The organism is Bacillus cereus group sp. MYBK216-1 (assembly GCF_051916495.1).
Taxonomy (GTDB): domain Bacteria; phylum Bacillota; class Bacilli; order Bacillales; family Bacillaceae_G; genus Bacillus_A; species Bacillus_A thuringiensis_K.
In genome coordinates this window covers 850,936-870,874 of the sequence record NZ_JBQAGT010000002.1, presented here as the reverse complement: position 1 = coordinate 870,874, position 19,939 = coordinate 850,936, and the positions used below count along the sequence as shown (strand labels likewise).

Here is a 19,939-nt window from a genome sequence, read left to right as displayed (position 1 = left end):
TGTCAGTTCATTATGGCTGACAGGTTTATTTTTATTTGAGCACAATTATGTTTAAAATGAAGGAACAAGATATAATAAATGGAGTAACTATTTAAATGGAGGTAAAGTTTTTGGATTTCAAGCAACTAGAAAATAAATTCGAAAAGAAAAAAGTGAATACATTTCTTGTTTATCAAAAAGGGGAATTAACAACTGAGTATTATAAAACACCCGAATGTGCAAATAACTTATATAAAATAAATTCGATTACAAAAAGTATCGTATCTTTATTAATTGGTATTGCAATTGATAAGGGCTATATAAATGATATACATACATCAATTACAGAGTGGATTGAAAATGTACCTGGGGAAAAACATGATTTAACGCTATATCACTTATTAACAATGACTACTGGTGAGGACTGGAAAGAGTTTGGGAATGGAGTAGTATTCCCAAATGACTTTGTAGAATCAGAGAACTGGGTACAGTACATATTAGAAAAGCCAATAATTGAAGAACCTGCTACAAAAATGAATTATAATTCAGGTTCTTCTCATTTACTGAGCTATATTATTCAAGAAGCTACTGGAATGTCGACAGAGCGGTTTGCAAAGAAATATTTATTTAATTCATTAGAAATTAACGAATACGAGTGGCAACAAGATCCGCAGGGTATATATGTAGGTGGCTTCGGTATGAAAATGAAATCTACCGATTTATTAAAATTAGGAAAATTATGTTTACAAAATGGATATTGGAATGGGAAAGAAATTGTATCAGCGCAATGGTTAGAAGAGTCAAGCAGGGCGCAATTTGAAACATATGAACATGTCGGCGCATATGGCTATCACTGGTGGGTATTACATAACGAAAGATTTCACATACCGTATTGTATATATTTTGCTATGGGATATGGCGGACAATACATTGTTATCATTCCTCAGTTAGAAGTAGTAGCTATTATAAGTAGTCATATGCCAAAACGTGGGCTCGTTCCATTAAAACTATTTATTGAGCATGTACAGGGAAACTCCAATTATATATAAGAAAAGGAGGGAATGTATGAGGGATGAAAAAACTTTATCTTTATTTAGATTCTGTTTAAGTCTTCTAGTATGTAGCGCCATTATTACGCAATTCATAATTAGGGCACAAGTGAAGCCGTTTAATCCAGTTAACTTTTTTAGTTTCTTCACTATCGAAAGTAACATTTTAGTTGCATGTATTCTCCTTTTAAGTAGTATCGTAACAGCTACATTTGGTCGCTCAGAGCAGTTTGGTATACTTCGTGGTGCAGCAACGGTATACATACTTACGACTGGACTCATTTATTTTTTATTATTAAGAGGGTTAGAAGAATCACTTCAAACGGCAATACCATGGGTAAATACTGTGCTACATTATATCATGCCGATTACAATGCTTTTAGATTGGATTTTAAATCCACCTATTAAGAAAATCACTTGGAAACAATCTGCAAGTTGGCTCTTATTCCCGTTTTTTTATGTGGTATATAGCTTAGTACGTGGTCCAATCGTGAATTGGTATCCATATCCGTTTTTAGATCCAAGAATAGGTGGGTATGGTAAAGTACTTTTATACAGTATAGGGATAGCAGTTGTAATTGGCGCTATTTGTATATTGGTAAGATTTTTAGGGAATCGAAACTTTAGAAAAGAATTTTAGAAATGCAAGAACCCCCACTGTGTCTGTTTTTAACAGTGGGGGTTTCACTTTATCTACTCGTCTTCTGAAACGACATCTTTATAAATTTCTCCGTCTTTGTTTCAAATTCTACATCAACAAAAACACCATATTCTTTTCCATCTTCACGTAACCACAATTTAAATTTTTCAACAGTTATTTGAACTGTTTTGGGTTTTCTACCTATATGAAGATAGTCAATAATTTCTGCTTTTGGGTATTGTTCTTTCGTCTTTTCTACGGCTAGCTTACCCCATTTGGCATACGGCGGCTGCGCATGAACAATTGATGAGCCTGTATATATATTTGAACATGTTGTTAGGAACAGAATGACAAGTGCGACACGCTTTAACAATTTCTTCATGATGAACTCCTTTTATCTTTTTTGTATATTGTTTACATATTTTTTCAACGATATTAGTTTGGATTTTTTTGTCTTCTTTACATAAAAGCGAGGCTTTTACAAAACATAACCAAGAAATCATTTCCGTAATTAAGGAGGAAAAATTATGCGCCAAAAGGCTATTTTTAAAATAGCAGTTTTACTTGCGTTCATAGGGCTGTCTTTAATGGTCAGTAGTATACAACTAAAGAATGTAGAAGCTTTTTCTAATCAAGTCATTCAAAGAGGGGCATCTGGCGAAGATGTCATTGAACTGCAATCTCGTTTGAAATATAACGGATTTTATACGGGAAAAGTGGATGGTGTTTTCGGATGGGGTACATACTGGGCACTTCGGAATTTTCAAGAGAAATTCGGATTACCCGTTGATGGTTTAGCTGGAGCTAAAACGAAGCAAATGCTCGTGAAGGCAACGAAATATGACAAGTCAACTGCTAATAAAGGGACGACAACGAATAAAGGAAATAGTGGTGGCACTGCACAGGAGAATAAACCACCTCAAAATAAAGGGACAAATGTTCCGAACGGTTATTCTCAAAATGATATTCAGCTTATGGCAAACGCAGTATACGGGGAATCACGTGGTGAACCGTATTTAGGACAAGTTGCAGTAGCTGCTGTTATTTTAAATCGTGTTACAAGTGCGTCGTTCCCAAATACTGTTTCAGGTGTAATCTTTGAGCCTAGAGCATTTACAGCGGTAGCCGATGGACAAATATATTTAACGCCAAATGAAACAGCAAAAAAAGCAGTTTTAGATGCGATTAACGGATGGGATCCAACAGGAAATGCTTTATATTATTTCAATCCAGATACTGCGACTAGTAAATGGATTTGGACTCGTCCACAAATTAAAAAAATCGGTAAACATATTTTCTGTAAATAGAGCGGAGGTGGGACAATGTTAAGAGGTATTATCATTGTATTATTAACAGTCGGTGTAGTAGGAACAGGATACTGGGGCTATAAAGAGCACCAAGAGAAAAATGCGGTTTTAATTCGAGCGGAAAATAGTTATCAACGTGCATTCCATGATTTAGCATACGAAGTCGATTTATTGCACGATAAAATTGGTACAACACTTGCGATGAATTCACGATCATCTTTATCACCTGCACTAGCGGATGTATGGCGTTTAACATCTGAAGCTCGCTCAGATGTTGGGCAACTGCCTTTAACATTAATGCCGTTTAATAAAACGGAAGAATTTTTAGCGAATATCGGTGATTTTAGTTACCGTGCAGCCATTCGTGATTTAGAAAAAGAGCCGTTAAATGAGCAAGAATATAAAACGTTGCAAACTTTATATTCAAATGCAGGAAATATACAAGATGAACTAAGAAAAGTACAACATCTTGTTTTGAAAAATAATTTACGCTGGATGGATGTAGAAATGGCACTTGCATCAAATCGCGATCCAGCAGATAACACAATTATTGATGGATTGAAAACTGTAGAGAAAAACGTAACATCATATTCTTCTACAAACTTCGGACCGACCTTTACAAGTGCGCAAAAAAATAAAAAAGGTGGATTTGAAGCGGAAGGAAAGGCAATTTCTAAAGATGAAGCGGCGAAAATTGCCAAATCGTTTTTGAATTTAAAAGGAAATGAAAAAGTAGATGTTGAGAAAAGCGGAAAAGGTGCGAAAGAATCCTTCTATAGTGTGAAAATTAAAGATGAAGCAACGAACAATGAGTTCTATATGGATATTACCGGAAAAGGCGGATATCCAATTTGGGTTATGAATAACCGCGAAATTAAAGAACAGAAAGTTAGTTTAAACGATGCAGGTAGTAAAGGTTTGAAATTTTTAAAGGACCATAAGTTTAATAATATGGAGCTTTATGATAGCTCTCAATATGATAATGTTGGTGTATTTACGTATGTAGTAAATGAAAATGGAGTACGAATTTATCCAGAAGCAATCCAAATGAAAATTGCTTTAGATGATGGTTCTATCGTTGGGTTCTCCGCAAAAGAATACTTAGCGTCACATCAAAAGCGAACAGTTCCATCGGCAAAGCTAACTGCAGCAGAAGCAAGAAAGAAAATCAATCCGGATGTAAAAGTTATGGAAGAACGTAAAGCTTTAGTAGTCAATGATTTGCATAATGAAGTACTTTGCTATGAATTTATAGGTACTTTAGGAAAAGATACGTATCAAATATTCATTAATGCTAATAGCGGGGCCGAGGAAAAGGTAAAGAAAATGCAAGCTGTTGAAAAAATTTATGATTAAACCTTAATAGTGAAGTGGTGAAAATAATGAAAACTCTAATATATATATTGATGCTTTGCTTCGTTATAACTGGATGCAGTATTGGAAAAAAAGACAATCCAAACGAAAAGTCGGAACAAAAAAATGTTTCAATGAAAAATGTTAATTATACGAATAAATCAAATAAGCCAAATGAAAAAGCAGCAGATCATTTAGCATCTTTAGCAGCAAGTTTGCCAGGTGTGAATGATGCAACAGCGGTCGTTTTTGGAAAATATGCTATTGTAGGTATAGACGTAAAAGCAAAACTTGATCGAACTCGTGTTGAATCAATTAAATACTCTGTTGCAGAAAGTTTAAAAAATGACCCTGACGGTGCTAATGCAGTCGTTGTAGCAGATGTTGATACGTATGAACGCCTAAAACAAATTGGAAAGCAAATTAAAAAAGGAAAAACAGGTGAAGGTATACTAGATGAATTAGCGGCTATTGTGGGCCGAGTAATGCCACAAGTTCCAAATGATATGATTGAAAATAGAGAAACGAATCCAATTAAAGATAATGATAAACAATTACCAAAAGATGAAGAACAAGAGTTAAGAAAAGAACAGGATGATCAATCAAATAATCATTTGAATAAATGAAATTAACCTCGTACTTAATTGTACGAGGTTTTTGAATGTAATATTAAATATTCAGTTTATTTTCAAGGGAATATATGGTTTAATTATGATGGGAGGGACAACTGTTATGATGAAAAAAAGCGCATGTATATTGTTTAGTTTATGCTTAGGTTTCAGTATGACAGCGTGTGAACAGAGAAAAGAAGTGAAAAATCAAACAGCAACTTCTTCTACTGTGATGGAAAGGCAACAGAAAGATTCTATTAATATAAATCATTTCTCGAACATAAATGAAGGAATGACTTATACAGAAGTGAAAGATTTAATTGGTTTTGAAGGGGATTTACTTATAGAAGAAGGGGTAGAACATTCTACACAAATTAAACAAATTTTTGCTTGGAAAGGAAACGATCCAAATTCATTTGTTGAAATTACCTTTTTAGATGGAAGAGTGCATTCAAAAGCACAGCAAGGTATAAGTTAATAAGCTAAAAAATGGGAGAGTTTAGCATGAACATACACACAGGGGAAATTCAATTAGTTCCGTATAAGGAGAAATATAAAGAAGTTATACAAACATTTACTTTACCAAGTGAACAAGTCCAGTTTACATCAGATCCAAGCGCATTACTGGAGAAAGCAAAAAGTGATCGTACAAAAAACGTGATTGTTATTTTAGATTACAACGGGTTACCTGTTGGTCTTTTCGCATTGCAAACAGGAGATAGAGTAAAGAAGTTCACTGATAATGAGGATGCTTTACTTTTAACATCATTTTCTATTAATCACAATAGACAAAGAAAAGGATACGCTAAAAATTCATTGTTATTATTAGAAGAGTTTGTAAAACGTTATTTTCCAATAAAAAATGAAGTTGTACTTGCTGTGAATGAAAGAAATATTCCTGCACAAAATTTATATGCAAAAGTCGGCTTCCAAGATAAAGGTTTTAGGAGAATGGGGCCAATTGGCCAACAAATAATAATGCATTTACCTATAATGGAATAACGAGATAGAAAACTTACTCTTGAATATTCATGTAGTAGGTTTTTTTATTTTAACAATATATAATATATGTATATAAAATGAAACAGAAATGAAGGATATAAAAAATGAATCAAGATAGAAAATGGTATATTGTTGGGGGAAGAGTGATTAAAACTGGGATTGCAGTTTTTCTTACAGTGTTAGTTTGTGAATTTTTTAACATCCCAACTATTTTTGCTGTAATAACAGCAATTGTTACAATTGAACCAACTGCAACAGACTCAATAAAAAAAGGACTTATTCGCTTTCCGGCCTCAACAATTGGATCGGCATATGCCATGACTTTCACATTTTTCCTAGACCACCAAGCAATTTCTTATGCATTAGCTGCAATGTTTACGATCGTTACATGTCAAAAACTAAGGTTACACGCGGGAACTTTAGTCGCAACTTTAACTGCTGTAGCTATGATTCCAATTACGGCAGATCATTATTTTACTGCATTTTTAATTCGTTTAGCTACTACATCTACTGGTATTATAGTATCTACTTTAGTGAATTTTTTCATTTTTCCACCCCACTATACGAAAACGATTTTTGGATGCACAGAGGATCTATTTGCTAAAACAGCAAATATTATGGAAGAATGGATTGCTGCATTAGTTGCAGGAAAAGGTATGAAAAATGAGACTGCTCAGGATTTATCTAAATTGACTTTATTATTGCATAAGGCGATACAATTTGTTCAATATGAGCAGAAAGATTGGAAATATCATCAATATACAAAGAAGGAAATGCGAAGCTTTTTAACTATGCAGAAGCAACTTCATATATTACAACAAATCATTTACCATATAGATAATTTAGCTCGAGTGTCAATTGAGACTTGTGACTGGTCACAAAGTGAAAAGGAAATATTACAACGAACAATTCATTCTATAATTGCTATATTGAGAAACCGTTGTAATGAAATTAATGAGGAACATTTTAAACTTATTGCTGAATTAGACAAGCAATTTTGGAGTTATAAAAATGATTTAAAAGATTATAAACCAAATCATTATCATCACCATTTTTCAAGTGAATCTATTATTTTATTTGAGGTATTATCTATTCATGATATGTTAGAAGAATTAAAACAAATATCCGAGAAATATGAGTGGGAAAACCGATTCAATTGATAAGTTCATTTTACTGTGGGGGGGATAATATGACACTTTATATTGCATTACTAAGAGGAATCAATGTCGGTGGCCATAAAGTAATCAAAATGGCTGATTTAAAACGAGTGTTTGAATCAATAGGGTTAAAACAAGTGAAAACATATATACAAAGTGGTAATATTGTGTTCGAATCTGAGGAAGGTATAAACTTTCTAAAGGACCGAATACAATCTGAAATAAAAAAAGAATTTGATTTCGATGTTCCAGTCATGCTAAGAACACATGATGAATTTATAAATATTATTAAACAATGTCCATATGAAGTTCATTCATTGTTAGAAGGAGAAAGTGTTCATATTGCTTTTTTAGCTAATGTACTTTCTGAAGAAGAGAGTAGTCAATTGCTTACATTTAAAAGTGAACTTGAAGATTGCTATATAGATGAGAAGGTCGTTTATTTATTTTTCAAAAATAGCATTCGAAATTCTAAATTAATGAACCAGTTTCAGAAGTTACATACACCAGCTACAGTTAGGAATTGGCGGACTGTGAATAAATTAAAAGCAATTGTAGAGAGTATGTAAATATAAAAAGATGAGGTTTTCTACATGTAGAAAACCTCATCTTTTTACTTATATTGTTTTGCAACTATGAGTTCGACAATAGGATAAATAAAGAATGAAGAGCAAATTGCGATGAACAGAGGGAGGTTTTTTACTCCATCTAAATTAGCTCCCATAGAAAATCCTTCGGAGAAGATTAATAAAAGGAACATTACAACTACAAGCACAAAATATGCGATTTTAAAGCTTTTATATGTAATTTGTTGTCCCATCTCATCTTGACTTTCTTCTGACACACCGCGGGGATCTCCCCATGTAATATGATTAAGGAGGTAGCTAAGTATTAAAGCGCTTGAGAAAATGGTTCCACCTAAAATTACACCTTCATTGATGTATTTATAGGTACCATGTATAAGGACTGCGACTAATGATAAAACGATTGTTATTAAAATGAATTTATTACGATTCATATTAGAACAACACCTCCACTATTGTAAAAAACTATTTACAACTATAGTATAAAATTTGGGAAGTTTTGTGTCAAATGTTTTTTACACGCAATGCGTAATTATGTAATATCTTGTTTTTGTAATGAGTAAAAAATTACAATACATTTGAATGTAAAAGAATGGGCTCGCATATATTTGGAAGGGATGTCAGATTAATTTAGGGGGTAGTTATGTCTATACTTTTAAAGGCTGGTGCAGATGCAGGAAACAACGGTTTGAAGTTAATGGTGAAAGGGCAAGACCCTATTTTTATTCCGAGTATTTATTCTTTATATATAGGTGAGCCTACAGGACTCTTAGATGAGGTAGATGTCTCATTATCTGAATTAGAAAACCACATTGATGTGACTATAAGTTCGCCATCGTTAATGTTAAATAATGTACGATACATCGTTGGCGAAAAAGTCATCCAAGATCAATTAAAAGGTACTGAGGTTGAGAAGAAATCGAATAAGTCGACTGATGAGTTAATGGTTATTACAATTCTATCAGGTTTAGCTGTAAGCGCTATGCGTCAAAGTCCAACTTCTAGTCATATTAATATTCGTTATGATTTATCTGTCGCTCTTCCTATGCAGCTTATTACACAAGAAATAGCTGCTGAAAATGCAAAACGTTATATGGGAAATCATAAGGTTATTTTCCATTATCCGAACGGACGTGATGTGACAATTAATGTTTCAATTGAGTATTGTAAATGCCTGCCTGAGGGTGCTTCTGGGACGTGGGGCATTGTATACGATGAAGAAGGAAATGTTGTGAAACATAAAATAGAATGTGAACAAAATAAAGTGTCAGAAATTGATTTTGTTGATAAAACACTATTATCTTTTGATATTGGCGCAGGGACGACAGAAGAAGTAGTATCACTAGGCGTAAACTTTAGACCACAACTAAGTAAGGGTTTATCGTATGGTGTGAAAGAAACGTTACTACAAATTATTACGAGATGGAACCGGAAGTATCCAACAAAGACAATTGATAGTATTACAGAGTTCAATCAAATTTATTTAAATGATAAACACCCTAGAAATGCATTATTAGTTGAGGAATCACAACCAGCATTATTAGGTTTAGCAGCGCGCGTTGCAACGGATATTATAAACAAAATTGATGATATGAAAGACGATCCATACGTGTTTATTTATGGCGGGGGTGCAGTAATTATTAAAAACAGTTTAAAAATGATTTTAAAGCAAAAAGGACGACTCAAAAATGTAATCTTTGTAGATAATCCGTTATTTACAAATGCACGAGGATTATTAGTATATACTTGTTCACCAAAATATAGAGAGCATAAGCAAAAAGAGTTAGGATTTACAAACTTAACGATAAGTTAGTTGGTGGAAGTATGCGATCTAGGCGATATAAACGTGGTGATCGAGTAAAAATCAATATTCATAAATCGGTATCACCTGAAATGCTTGCGTGGCTGAATAAACAATCAAATCCAACTAATTTCTTCTTTTTTGCTGCACAGCAACTATTTAAACAAGTAGGAGATATTGACGTTTCAAAAGCTTTACCAAGCAGCCATGTTTTCTCATTATATGTGGAGCCTTCATCCTTATTAAAAGTCGAAGTAAACCCTTTTAAAAACATGACACTAGACACAAATACATCCACCGAAAATGCAAAAAAAAAATTATGGGAATCTGTTGATCAATTAGATTGTCCATTTTTTTAAACATAGAAAAGTATAAAAAGTCCCCATCACTATACATACGAATACAGTGATGGGTTTTTGTTTGTAACTAGAAGGAGGCACAATACAATTTGTGCCCCTTCCATTAGTTATTTATCTAAATTTTAGATGTATGTTTAGAAACAGCATTAATTATGCTTTCCCAGTCATCTGGATGGTTTTCATGGCCTGCTCCTTTAAGAGTTAATAGTACTGAGTTTGGAATTTCACCAATTAGTGCGAGGCCATGTTCAAATGGGAGTGCTGTATCGTCTGTTCCGTGAATAACTAATGTAGGTGCTTGTATGGATTGAAGTACACCTTCATATGCATCATCACCTTGAAGTAAAGCGTGATTAAACATACTTAATAAATTGTTTGCGCGTTCTATTTCTTGTTTTACTTGTTTATAAACTCTATTTTCATCAAATATTCGTTCTGATCCACATAATAGACGAGATCCTGAAACTAAATACTCTGCCACATCATTTTTATTTGCCCAATCTATACTTGTGCCATTTACATGATGTGTTAAAATTCTTTCATCCATTGGAGGTAAATCGCGAGTATTGTCATCAGATCCTATTACACTAGTCGCTAGTAAAGTTAGCGTCAAAATTCTTTCGGGATGTTTTACAGCGGCAATTTGAGCAATCATACCACCTAATGACATACCAAATAGGTGAGCTTTATCAATATGATAAGCATCTAGTACTCCAATTGCATCTTCAGCCATATCTGTTACTGTATAATTGGAAGTTCTAGGTTCATAGGCAACAGAGCGTCCAACATCACGGTTATCAAAGCGAATAACAAACTTCCCCGTACTAGCCAACAGCTCACAAAACTCTTCGTCCCAATAAACCATGGAACATGTAGCGCCCATAATTAATAAAATAGCAGGGTTCTTAGGGTTTCCAAAGCTTTCTGTACATATATCAATTCCATTTATTTTAAATATCTTTTCACTCATATAGTTAGCCCCATTTCTTTTGAATTTAATTAATAAAACAGTTTTGGATGATTCTAAGATGTGTGTAAGATTCGTATTGTAATTCATCCCGCTATTTGCCATTTGCCGGGCGGTAAGAGTCTCATCTCAAAATTCAGGGAAAGTAAAGAAGTTGGGAGGGGACCAACTTCCTGAAAAAGACCGATTGACGAGGGTTGATTAAAGTTTCACTTTATAATGCTTCTTACATAATTACCCCCAAAAATAATTATATGTTAATTCAAGACAAAAAATTTTGAGAAATAATTGTATGTTATTAAAATAAACAGCAAGGAGGAGAGGAAAGGAAATGAAAGCAATTGTTATTGATCAATATGGCAGTGTTGAAGAATTAAAAGAAAGACAAGTTTTAAAACCGATTGTTAAGAATAACGAAAAAGCTCAACAATAAATAATATCCCATACTATACATTTTCATTTTCGGGTATTATTTATTGTTGGCTAATGTGAGATTGCTTCTAACAAATACTTTTTCGTATTGTATCATGTAATTTCTCTAATCCAATTTCCATATCTTTCTCGTTTAACATTGAATAGCTAATTCTTAATTGGTTATCATTTGTTTCGTAATTTAATAGACAAGCTGTTCCTGGTAAAAAAGAGACATCTACTTCATTTGCTTTTTGTAATAAGGTAAAGGGATCTATCGAATCAGGCAGTGTCACCCATAAATTAAAACCTCCATTTGGTATTTCAAAGTTTAGTTCTTTTAATGGCGATAATATATTAATTGTTAAATCACGTCTCATTTGTAAAGCTGTACGTAATTTTTCTAAATGGTTTTTCATACGTTCCGCACGTAAAAACGGCAGAAGTGCCTTTTGTGTTAATAAGGGACTACCGATATCCATTGAACCTTTCACTGCATATAGCCATTCAAAAATAGGACCATCGGCAATAAGTGCTGCGATACGCAGTCCTGGTGCTAACGTTTTACTAAATCCTTTTATATATATTACGTGGCCATCTTTATCAAAACTTTTGATTGGAGGCGGGACTATAGCATCCTCAAAATATATTTCCCCGAAAGAATCATCTTCAATGATAAAAAATTGATATAACTCCGCTAGTTCAATAAGTTCCACTCTTCGTTCTTTACTCATTACTGTACCTGTCGGGTTTTGGAAGGTTGGATTCGTATACAATAAAACGGGATTTTTACTTTGACAAATATCATCAATTAAGTCGGCGCGAACTCCATGATTATCAAGAGAAACGGGAATGATTTGAACACTTTTATTGATGAAAACATCAAGCGCAGCACTGTAACACGGACTTTCTACTAATACAATATCTCCAGGTTTTAATAATGTTTGAGCAATTAAATCAATTCCTTGTTGTGCTCCGCTTGTAATTAATAATTGGGATGGGTCTGTCACTAATTTCTGGTGTTCATGTAAGTAATTTGCTATTTCAACTCGCAGTTCATAATCGCCTTGAACTGGCCCGTAAGTTGCTAACAACATTGGATTTTTATCCAGCAATTTATGCATTTCGTCTGCCAAAAATGGATTTGGTAATAGACGAGGATACAGAATTGCTTGTGAAAAATCATAATATTTACGGTGTTTATTCATTGCATATTGAGAACGCATAACATTAATCGTTTTCGTTTGTTGCCATTTATACGGAATTGGTTTGAAATCTTTCTTTACCCGTTTATATATGTAAGCACCTTTTCCTTGTTCGATGCGTATATACCCTTTGGTTTCTAATTGTTTATACGCTTTGCGAACTGTTAATACATTGATTTGTAAATCTGTGGCCATACAACGTAAAGAAGGAAGAGATTCACCATGTGAAAGCATACCACTTTGTATTCTGTCAACAATTTGCATATATATTTGCTTGTAATACGGTATGTTTGTTTCTTTACGCAATACAATTTTCATAGGTTCACCTATTTTTCTTTTTAACTTAATTAAAGCGAAAAATATATAGGGAATCAACTACAACTTGAAGTAACTGTTATATGTACCGATACACTGTTATACACCATACCCTCTATACTCATTTTAAGAGTAAAAAGGAGGAAGCAAAATGGTCATTTTTAATTACATTTTAGTATGTATTATTTTCGGGACAACATTTTTAACGATAAAAATTGGAATTGAAGCAGGGGCGCCACCGTTGTTTTCAGCAGGAATTCGCTTCTTTTTAGCAGGCATAATCCTTATGATTATTTTTAAATTCAAGCGAAAAGAAATTATGCCACATATATTTTCAAAACGCATTATGTATGCTGGATTTTGTTTAACATTCATGACATTCGCAAGTTTATATTGGTCAGAACAGTATATTTCTTCAGGATTAGCTGCTGTTCTTTCTGCTACGGGACCAATGATGATCTTGTTAATACAAGCAAAGAGGAATAGGGAGAAGCTACAAAAGGAACAACTCGTTGCTTTAGTTATTGCACTAATAGGTGTTATATTTGTTTCTTTACCAGGAATGCATCAACAAGTAAGTTTCATATGGAGTATTGCTTGTATTGTTTTAGTTATAGGGGAGTTATTTTACGGAATAGGCTCTATTCGTTCGAAAGAAATACTTTCAGATTTATCAAATGTATCACCATTTCTTATTAACGGTATTCAAATGTTTTATGGAGGGATTTTACTACTAATCGCATCTATTATTGTAGAACAACCCAATGTAACCGTATTAACTTCATGGAGTGTGCAATGGCCTATTTTATATCTCATATTTATCGGATCGATTGGTGGCCACGGATTATATTACTGGCTCTTATCAAAAACAAATCCAGTATTTCCATCGACGTGGTTATATGTATCACCATTGATTGCAATAATTGTGGGATATATCATTTTAGGAGAACCTTTAAATCCTACAATGGGAATGGGGGCTTGTCTTATATTGATTGGTGTATTTTTGGCCAATCGTTCAACACTACGGACTTATTTCAAAAAAGGGCGGTTATTAGAGAAGGAGATGTAGTTTAATAAAGCAACAGCCCTGTATATTAATTACAGAACTGATAAAATAAAAAACACAGTTGGAAAAATAACCAACTGTGTTTTTTATAATTAATTCACTTTTTTAATAAAGCCTTTATAATGACGTTTTACAAGCTGGCTTTCTAACGTCTTCATAGTTTCTAGTGCTACACCGACAATGATAAGTAAGCTTGTACCACCAATTTGAGCAGAAGGTGGTAACGTAGCAATTTTCGTAAATACGAGCGGTAATATAGAAATAGCACCTAAGAAAATTGCACCGATAAATGTTAAACGGTATAGAATTTTAGTTACATATTGTTCAGTTGCTTTACCAGGACGAATACCAGGAACATATCCATTTTGCTTTTTCAAATTCTCAGCCATTTGTTCAGGATTTACTTGAATAAATGCGTAGAAGTATGTGAAAGCAACAATAAGACCGACATAAAGTGTCATTCCAATTGGATGTGCGAAATCAAGATTTGCAACTAACCATTTTGATACGCTTGAATCAGGGAAGAGCTGCGCAATTGTACGCGGCGTCATTAAAAATGCAGAAGCAAAGATAACTGGTATAACACCAGCACTATTTACTTTAAGCGGTAAATGAGTGTTTTTTGCTCCTTGATATTGATTGTTTCCTGAAACAGCTTTTGCATATTGGATCGGTATTTTACGTACAGCTTGTTGAATGTAAATAACACCAACAACTATCGCTAAAATTACGAGTCCAATTAAAACAATTTTTATTATGTGCATAAATAGCTGATCGCCAGCATTTTGGAATTGTTGTAAATAAATTTGATTTGCAACATTTGGAATGGCGGCAACGAGACCTGCGAAGATAATCATCGAAATACCATTACCAACTCCGTTAGCGGTAATTTGTTCGCCTAACCAAAGTAAAAATGCAGTACCTGCAGTTAAAACTGTCGCAATAAATAAGTATGTAGTCCAGCTTTGATCTGTTATTAATTGTCCACCTGCTATATTATTAAAGCCATAAGACATTCCGATGGCCTGTATGAATGCGAGAATGATTGTAAAGTATCGAGTGAATTGAGCTGATTTCTTACGGCCCATTTCTCCTTGCTTTGCCCATTCCGAAAATTTAGGTATAACATCCATTTGTAGTAACTGTACTATGATGGAAGCTGTAATATATGGTGTAATACCTACAGCAAAGATTGAGAAGTGTTGCAATGCTCCTCCGCCAAATACGTTTAACATACCTAGAACGTTAGCTTGATCTTGTACTTTTAATACCTCTGCGTTAGTATGAGGAACTGGAATAAACGTGCCAATTCGAAAAACGATTAACATCGCTAGTGTAAAAAGGATTTTCCTTCTTATCTCAGCTACTCTCATGAAATTTGAAATCGTACGAAACATTATGTCGCCTCCTATATTTTTATCAGTAAAAAACTGATTATTATACCCTATGAAGTAACCACAAACCTCCTTCCGCACTAAATTCATTTGACAAATGGATTTTCATACACTTTGTAGTTTTCACGGATATAAAAATATAAGGTGTTATATAAGCGACCTATACACTTCACGTAATCATTCAATACCCATAATATATCGAATAAATTAACAAATGTACATACATACGCATTAAAAATGAATAAATAGGGTCATTTTTTACATTTATTTAATGATAAATTGATAGGACATTATTATTCAAGATTGTTATACATGTTATAAAAATAAAGGTGAGCCATTATGATTTATAACTAATATTCATTCAAATGTGTCAGCTAATAGTGTCTCCCAATCTTTCAAGGATAATTTATCATTTATATGTTTTAGTGAGTTAGGTACAAAAATATGACAAATAAGTTCTAAGCTATTACCATCTGGATCAATAAAATAAACAGATGCATTACCTTGATGTGGACGGACAAATGGTTCAATAGATTCATTACTCCCAAACGGAACAGCTTTAATTTGAAGTGAGTGTAACCAATGTAATGATTCTTTTAAATCCTCATAGGAAACTCTAAATGCAATATGACGTAAAGAAGGATGATATTTTGTTTCGTATTCAGAGCCCGCCCATAATCCTAGCCAACTTTTCCCATCCTCAATCCAAAAGAATGCTGTTGATTCATCGCTCCAGGCTAACTTCAACCCTAGTTTTTCATAAAATTCGATAGATTGTTGTAAATTACTCACTGGTAAATGCGCTTCGTATATTCCTTTAATCAATTAAAATCCTCCACCTTTTTATTTTCTTACAATTAATATATCGATTTAAAAAGAATGTAAAATCAAATAAAAGTATGAAAGTACATACTACTTTAGTAGTAATAGTAATCAATTATATTTCAATTCAAATTCATCTCCCGCTGATTAAAGTTTCACTTTATATGATTAGAGAATTCTTTTTATTTAAGAAGGAATAAATGTTAAAGAAAGCTAATTAAACAGTGTACATATTTATAGGGGAGAAGATATAAATGAAAGTTGTTATAAAAAAATTACCACCATTAGAAGTAGCGTATATAAGACGAACTGGTAGCTACTTTGAACCGCAAGATCACTGGGGAAAGTTACTGAATTGGTCAATTGAAAATAAACTGTATCCACCAGAGCAATCATTTATCGGAATATCATTGGATAATCCTGAACTTGTTGCAAGTCATAAGTGCCGGCATGATGCATGTGTTACGATTCCTGAAAACTTCGATAAAGAAAAGCATCATGATGTGCAATTTAAAAGATTAGATGGAGGTACATATGGTCTATACCAGTTCTATGATGAACCTCATAAATTAAGTGAAGCGTATCAATACATGTATGCAGAGTGGCTACCAAATAGTGAGTATGATGCAGATTATGATAGAGATAATTTAGAGTTTTGCTTAAATAATGTTGCTGAAGATCTAGACGGAAAGTTAAAGGTTAATTTATTTGTGCCAATTAAAAAGATATAAAAAACAAATAATTTCATTTGTAGCTTTAAAATGAAATTGGAATAGTAGTGAAAGAAAAACTTTTTTTGAAGATAATATTTCTAGCGTAGGAATTTAAGTATGTAGGTTGCAATGAAGGAGAATCCACATGGATACATTTGTAAATGACAAGTTTTATGAAACGAGAGATCAATTAGTTGAGGAAATTAATTTGTTAAGTGATGCTCAATTTAATAGGAAACCAGATAAGGATAAATGGAGTATTGCACAAGTTTGTCATCATTTAGTTTTATTAGATGAGAGAGTTATAACAGTTATTTCATCAGGATTAAAAAAGTTAGATAGTACCCAAAATGAGCGTAAAGAAATTCACACTATTTTATTAGATAGAACGAAAAAGTTTATAGCTCCAGAAATGATTGAACCAAGTATAGAACCATTTGAAGTGGAGCAAATGCTCAATATGCTAAACGAATCGAGAAAAGAATTGATGCGTTTCCTGAGTACAATAGAAGATGAGTCTATATTAGCAAAAAAAGCAGTGATGCATCCAGCTCTTGGAGAATTATCCCTTGATCAGTGGATAGAACTGATTTATTTACATGAACAGCGTCATATTTCACAAATAAAAGAGATAAAATTGCTTTGTGAAATTGAAAAGTAAAAATCATTCCCTATTTATTGATGCGTATTATAAACAGGGAAAACGGTTGATTCATATTGATTCAGAAGAAAACAAAAATAGAATGAAATTAGTTGAAAGTAACCAATAAGCTTAAGAAAATATGAAACTATCCGATTTTCTGTATAAGTGTAACCCTGTCTTAAATGAAGAGCGGGGTTATTTTTTTGGAAGTATTTTCATTGAGAAGGAAATACTTCGACAATGAAATTCAAAAAATAATCATCATAACATATTTTATATGCGAATTTTAGTAAATTGAAATAATGATTTTATGATGATGAATGATATGTCCTTATTTTGAAAGTACTCTTCACACGCTTAAGGAAGGGGTATTCTGTCAGGGGATGTATGCAATTTATTCTCTTTATTTTTGCAACAGAACCCCCTTCAAAATTATCTTTTGTAGTTGAAGTTTCCTGAATAATAAGTTACATTTTTAAAGTTCAAGCAACTTTATGAAAGTACAAAAAGGGGAGAAATATTATTATTATGCAAAAAATGAAATGGAAGAACTATGTATGTTACTTTGTAATTCTATTACTGCTTGGAACAGCAGTAATAGTCAAACCACCTATCTCTAAGGCTGAGGAATCTGAAGTTAATATTACATTGTTAGGTACTGCAGATATTCATGGTAGATTTATGCCTTGGGATTATGCGCTTGATGGAGCAAATATGAGTGGAAGTTTGACGCAGCTTTATACGGTTATAAAGAAGGTCCGTCAAGAAAATCCAAATACCATATTAGTAGATGCTGGGGATACAATTCAAGGAAACTCAGTAGAATTATTCAACGATAAACCACAATCGCCAATGATGGTAGCGATGAATACAATGGGATATGACGCCTGGGCATTTGGAAATCATGAATTCAATTTTGGATTAGATACATTGAAAAAAGTTAGTGAGCAATATAAGGGAAAAACGTTAGCGGGAAATATTTATAAGGAAAATGGAGAGCGCTTTCTTCCTGCATATACAATTGTAGAAAAAGGTGGAATTAAAGTTGGGATTATTGGTATGAATACACCAATGATTAGTGATTTTGAAAAAGGGACAGATCACTTAGATGGTTTAGTGGTGAAAAATCCGGTAGAAGAGACGAAAAAGGCAATTAAGGAATTAGAAGGTAAAGTAGATGTAATGGTAGGAGTTATGCATATGGGATTAGAAAATGAGAATGGTATCCCTGGTACTGGTGTTCAAGATATTGCAAATGCTTGTCCGGAATTAAGCGCTATTTTTGCAGCTCATATGCATAAACTTGTAAAAAAAGAAGTTGTAAATGGCGTAATTATTACGGAACCAGATAAATATGGAACACATATTTCACGTATTGACCTTACTTTTACAAAGCAAGATGGGAAATTGGTTTTAAAAGATAAAACCGCTACCGCTATACCTGTAAAAAATGCTGATGGAACAACGATATTATCTGATCCTACACTTGAAGAAACATTAACACCTTTTCACGAATATGCGAGAGGAGATGCAAATGTTGTAGTCGCTCAATTAAAGGGTAGAAATCTTGTTCCTGAAAATGAAATAAAGGGTATTCCAAGTGTTCAGATTCAAGAAACACCTTTATCAGATTTCTTTCATGAAGTCATGCTCTACTACAGTAAAGCAGATGTAGTAGCCCATCAAATTGATAATGATTATGCCCGTTTAGATACAGGTCCTATTAAGAAAAAGGATATTGCGTACAATTACCAATATGCCTTGGGAGAAATTACAGTATATAAGATTTCTGGAAAAGATTTAAAAGACTATATGGAATGGGCAGCAGGATATTTTAACTCATCTCGTGTCGGAGATGTAACCGTTAGTTTTGATAAAACCCGCCGTGCATCTAAATACAGTACGAACGATTTCTTTGGAGGAGTAAAATACGAAATTGACTTAACAAAACCATACGGAAGCAGAATTACAAATTTACGCTCTATTCGTACAAACAAACCAATCAAAATGAGCGATGTTATGACGCTGGGAATGAATGCATATAGAATGGAGGCTCTTCAGGCAAAAGGAGGAGCTTTAGAGGGGCGTAAGTTTGAACAAATTTGGTCATCTAAACAAGAGAATGCATTTGGAGAAACAGGTGGAACCATTCGTAACCTTGCTATTACATATTTAAAAGAGGTAAAGAATGGTGTATACACGCCAGAAGTTATGCGTAATTGGAAAATTACTGGTGTAGATTTACATTCTTCAGAGCATAAGGCTGTAGTTGATCTCGTGAATAAAGGGATTTTAGAAATTCCAAAAACAGAAGACGGAAAATACACAAATATAGCATCTATAAATACGAAAGACTCAATTTCAAAAGAAGAGATTGTAGCACTCTCACAAAAAGTAAATATTAGTCCAAATGAGTTTATTCATGCAAAGACAAAAGGTGAATTTTACAAAAAACTTAGTAGGATTACTAAAAAAATATAAATTAAAAGGTTTCTTATAGTAATTGTTATTTTAATAGCATGAAACCCACTCTTACAGTAGTAAAGAGTGGGTTTTTATGT

General features: G+C 33.3%; 21 protein-coding genes. 15 read left to right on the top strand and 6 right to left on the bottom strand.

From position 1 onward, the window contains the following. Positions 1-110: 110 nt before the first annotated feature. Both ACTFRH_RS09890 and ACTFRH_RS09885 read left to right on the top strand, forming a co-directional pair. Positions 111-1,028: a serine hydrolase domain-containing protein gene (locus ACTFRH_RS09890; protein ID WP_000346252.1), complete on the top strand. Its 918-nt coding sequence runs from the start codon at positions 111-113 to the stop codon at positions 1,026-1,028. Between the two features lie 16 nt (positions 1,029-1,044). Next, positions 1,045-1,668, top strand: a complete 624-nt coding sequence (locus tag ACTFRH_RS09885) for a Pr6Pr family membrane protein (protein ID WP_001204114.1) — start codon at positions 1,045-1,047, stop codon at positions 1,666-1,668. A 49-nt stretch (positions 1,669-1,717) separates the two neighbouring features. Here the strand turns inward: ACTFRH_RS09885 and ACTFRH_RS09880 are convergent, their stop codons facing one another. Further along, on the bottom strand, positions 1,718-2,050 hold the full coding sequence (locus ACTFRH_RS09880) for a DUF3889 domain-containing protein (RefSeq protein WP_000734902.1): 333 nt from the start codon (positions 2,048-2,050) through the stop codon (positions 1,718-1,720). A gap of 145 nt (positions 2,051-2,195) precedes the next feature. Here ACTFRH_RS09880 and sleB point away from each other — a divergent pair, with 145 nt between their 5' ends. The 7 genes from sleB to ACTFRH_RS09845 all read left to right on the top strand — a co-directional run bounded on the left by sleB (position 2,196) and on the right by ACTFRH_RS09845 (position 7,667). Continuing rightward, on the top strand, positions 2,196-2,975 hold the full coding sequence (gene sleB / locus ACTFRH_RS09875) for a spore cortex-lytic enzyme (RefSeq protein WP_001249053.1): 780 nt from the start codon (positions 2,196-2,198) through the stop codon (positions 2,973-2,975). Positions 2,976-2,990: 15 nt separating this feature from the next. Next, positions 2,991-4,331 carry a germination protein YpeB gene (ypeB, locus tag ACTFRH_RS09870; RefSeq protein WP_000943726.1) on the top strand — a complete coding sequence of 447 codons (1,341 nt, stop codon included), beginning with the start codon at positions 2,991-2,993 and terminating at the stop codon, positions 4,329-4,331. Between the two features lie 26 nt (positions 4,332-4,357). Further along, the gene (locus ACTFRH_RS09865) at positions 4,358-4,954 is read left to right on the top strand and encodes a YhcN/YlaJ family sporulation lipoprotein (RefSeq protein WP_000854058.1); all 597 of its coding nucleotides are present in this window, start codon (positions 4,358-4,360) and stop codon (positions 4,952-4,954) included. Positions 4,955-5,060: 106 nt separating this feature from the next. Next, complete coding sequence (locus ACTFRH_RS09860) at positions 5,061-5,417, top strand: hypothetical protein (protein WP_000976443.1); 357 nt, start codon at positions 5,061-5,063, stop codon at positions 5,415-5,417. A gap of 11 nt (positions 5,418-5,428) precedes the next feature. Continuing rightward, positions 5,429-5,941, top strand: coding sequence for a GNAT family N-acetyltransferase (locus ACTFRH_RS09855; RefSeq protein ID WP_003301495.1), 513 nt, complete (start codon positions 5,429-5,431; stop codon positions 5,939-5,941). 104 nt (positions 5,942-6,045) lie between these two features. Further along, a complete protein-coding gene (locus tag ACTFRH_RS09850; RefSeq protein ID WP_001070833.1) occupies positions 6,046-7,101 on the top strand; it encodes an aromatic acid exporter family protein in 1,056 nt (351 codons plus the stop codon). Positions 7,102-7,130: 29 nt separating this feature from the next. Beyond that, positions 7,131-7,667 (top strand): DUF1697 domain-containing protein, encoded by a 537-nt coding sequence (locus ACTFRH_RS09845; protein ID WP_000177389.1) that lies wholly within the window; start codon positions 7,131-7,133, stop codon positions 7,665-7,667. A 44-nt stretch (positions 7,668-7,711) separates the two neighbouring features. On the opposite strand, the gene ACTFRH_RS09840 is transcribed toward ACTFRH_RS09845, so the two are convergent. Next, positions 7,712-8,116, bottom strand: a complete 405-nt coding sequence (locus ACTFRH_RS09840) for a hypothetical protein (protein WP_001081360.1) — start codon at positions 8,114-8,116, stop codon at positions 7,712-7,714. Between the two features lie 209 nt (positions 8,117-8,325). Between ACTFRH_RS09840 and ACTFRH_RS09835 the strand changes: the two genes are divergently transcribed. Next, on the top strand, positions 8,326-9,495 hold the full coding sequence (locus ACTFRH_RS09835) for a ParM/StbA family protein (protein ID WP_000025621.1): 1,170 nt from the start codon (positions 8,326-8,328) through the stop codon (positions 9,493-9,495). Between the two features lie 11 nt (positions 9,496-9,506). Beyond that, positions 9,507-9,842, top strand: a complete 336-nt coding sequence (locus ACTFRH_RS09830; protein WP_001257760.1) for a hypothetical protein — start codon at positions 9,507-9,509, stop codon at positions 9,840-9,842. A gap of 115 nt (positions 9,843-9,957) precedes the next feature. On the opposite strand, the gene ACTFRH_RS09825 is transcribed toward ACTFRH_RS09830, so the two are convergent. After that, complete coding sequence (locus tag ACTFRH_RS09825; protein ID WP_001290771.1) at positions 9,958-10,812, bottom strand: alpha/beta fold hydrolase; 855 nt, start codon at positions 10,810-10,812, stop codon at positions 9,958-9,960. A 497-nt stretch (positions 10,813-11,309) separates the two neighbouring features. Continuing rightward, entirely contained in the window at positions 11,310-12,743 is a 1,434-nt protein-coding gene (pdxR, locus tag ACTFRH_RS09820) for a MocR-like pyridoxine biosynthesis transcription factor PdxR (RefSeq protein WP_000706795.1), read from the bottom strand. Positions 12,744-12,891: 148 nt separating this feature from the next. Between pdxR and ACTFRH_RS09815 the strand changes: the two genes are divergently transcribed. Continuing rightward, positions 12,892-13,809: a DMT family transporter gene (locus tag ACTFRH_RS09815; RefSeq protein WP_000234327.1), complete on the top strand. Its 918-nt coding sequence runs from the start codon at positions 12,892-12,894 to the stop codon at positions 13,807-13,809. A gap of 89 nt (positions 13,810-13,898) precedes the next feature. Here ACTFRH_RS09815 and secY read toward each other — a convergent pair whose 3' ends face one another. Together secY and ACTFRH_RS09805 are read right to left on the bottom strand one after the other, a co-directional pair. Further along, positions 13,899-15,203, bottom strand: coding sequence for a preprotein translocase subunit SecY (gene secY, locus ACTFRH_RS09810; protein WP_000490135.1), 1,305 nt, complete (start codon positions 15,201-15,203; stop codon positions 13,899-13,901). Positions 15,204-15,557: 354 nt separating this feature from the next. Then, complete coding sequence (locus tag ACTFRH_RS09805; RefSeq protein WP_000589637.1) at positions 15,558-16,025, bottom strand: VOC family protein; 468 nt, start codon at positions 16,023-16,025, stop codon at positions 15,558-15,560. A gap of 251 nt (positions 16,026-16,276) precedes the next feature. Between ACTFRH_RS09805 and ACTFRH_RS09800 the strand changes: the two genes are divergently transcribed. The 3 genes from ACTFRH_RS09800 (at position 16,277) to ACTFRH_RS09790 (ending at position 19,859) form a co-directional block, all read left to right on the top strand. Then, positions 16,277-16,753: an AraC family transcriptional regulator gene (locus ACTFRH_RS09800; protein WP_000869610.1), complete on the top strand. Its 477-nt coding sequence runs from the start codon at positions 16,277-16,279 to the stop codon at positions 16,751-16,753. A gap of 127 nt (positions 16,754-16,880) precedes the next feature. After that, on the top strand, positions 16,881-17,396 hold the full coding sequence (locus ACTFRH_RS09795; RefSeq protein ID WP_000379370.1) for a DinB family protein: 516 nt from the start codon (positions 16,881-16,883) through the stop codon (positions 17,394-17,396). A gap of 510 nt (positions 17,397-17,906) precedes the next feature. After that, complete coding sequence (locus tag ACTFRH_RS09790) at positions 17,907-19,859, top strand: bifunctional metallophosphatase/5'-nucleotidase (protein WP_001171080.1); 1,953 nt, start codon at positions 17,907-17,909, stop codon at positions 19,857-19,859. The last annotated feature ends 80 nt before the right edge of the window (positions 19,860-19,939 follow it).

What these genes read in the sequence shown, in the direction of transcription:
- ACTFRH_RS09885 (WP_001204114.1), top strand. Translation starts at nt 1,045, where the DNA reads ATGAGGGATGAAAAAACTTTATCTTTATTTAGATTCTGTTTAAGTCTT.
- ACTFRH_RS09865 (WP_000854058.1), top strand. Translation starts at nt 4,358, where the DNA reads ATGAAAACTCTAATATATATATTGATGCTTTGCTTCGTTATAACTGGA.
- ACTFRH_RS09855 (WP_003301495.1), top strand. Translation starts at nt 5,429, where the DNA reads ATGGGAGAGTTTAGCATGAACATACACACAGGGGAAATTCAATTAGTT.
- ACTFRH_RS09830 (WP_001257760.1), top strand. Translation starts at nt 9,507, where the DNA reads ATGCGATCTAGGCGATATAAACGTGGTGATCGAGTAAAAATCAATATT.
- ACTFRH_RS09850 (WP_001070833.1), top strand. Translation starts at nt 6,046, where the DNA reads ATGAATCAAGATAGAAAATGGTATATTGTTGGGGGAAGAGTGATTAAA.
- ACTFRH_RS09800 (WP_000869610.1), top strand. Translation starts at nt 16,277, where the DNA reads ATGAAAGTTGTTATAAAAAAATTACCACCATTAGAAGTAGCGTATATA.
- ACTFRH_RS09845 (WP_000177389.1), top strand. Translation starts at nt 7,131, where the DNA reads ATGACACTTTATATTGCATTACTAAGAGGAATCAATGTCGGTGGCCAT.
- ACTFRH_RS09835 (WP_000025621.1), top strand. Translation starts at nt 8,326, where the DNA reads ATGTCTATACTTTTAAAGGCTGGTGCAGATGCAGGAAACAACGGTTTG.
- secY (WP_000490135.1), bottom strand. Translation starts at nt 15,203, where the DNA reads ATGTTTCGTACGATTTCAAATTTCATGAGAGTAGCTGAGATAAGAAGG.
- sleB (WP_001249053.1), top strand. Translation starts at nt 2,196, where the DNA reads ATGCGCCAAAAGGCTATTTTTAAAATAGCAGTTTTACTTGCGTTCATA.
- pdxR (WP_000706795.1), bottom strand. Translation starts at nt 12,743, where the DNA reads ATGAAAATTGTATTGCGTAAAGAAACAAACATACCGTATTACAAGCAA.
- ACTFRH_RS09840 (WP_001081360.1), bottom strand. Translation starts at nt 8,116, where the DNA reads ATGAATCGTAATAAATTCATTTTAATAACAATCGTTTTATCATTAGTC.
- ACTFRH_RS09795 (WP_000379370.1), top strand. Translation starts at nt 16,881, where the DNA reads ATGGATACATTTGTAAATGACAAGTTTTATGAAACGAGAGATCAATTA.
- ACTFRH_RS09815 (WP_000234327.1), top strand. Translation starts at nt 12,892, where the DNA reads ATGGTCATTTTTAATTACATTTTAGTATGTATTATTTTCGGGACAACA.
- ACTFRH_RS09860 (WP_000976443.1), top strand. Translation starts at nt 5,061, where the DNA reads ATGATGAAAAAAAGCGCATGTATATTGTTTAGTTTATGCTTAGGTTTC.
- ypeB (WP_000943726.1), top strand. Translation starts at nt 2,991, where the DNA reads ATGTTAAGAGGTATTATCATTGTATTATTAACAGTCGGTGTAGTAGGA.
- ACTFRH_RS09825 (WP_001290771.1), bottom strand. Translation starts at nt 10,812, where the DNA reads ATGAGTGAAAAGATATTTAAAATAAATGGAATTGATATATGTACAGAA.
- ACTFRH_RS09880 (WP_000734902.1), bottom strand. Translation starts at nt 2,050, where the DNA reads ATGAAGAAATTGTTAAAGCGTGTCGCACTTGTCATTCTGTTCCTAACA.
- ACTFRH_RS09790 (WP_001171080.1), top strand. Translation starts at nt 17,907, where the DNA reads ATGCAAAAAATGAAATGGAAGAACTATGTATGTTACTTTGTAATTCTA.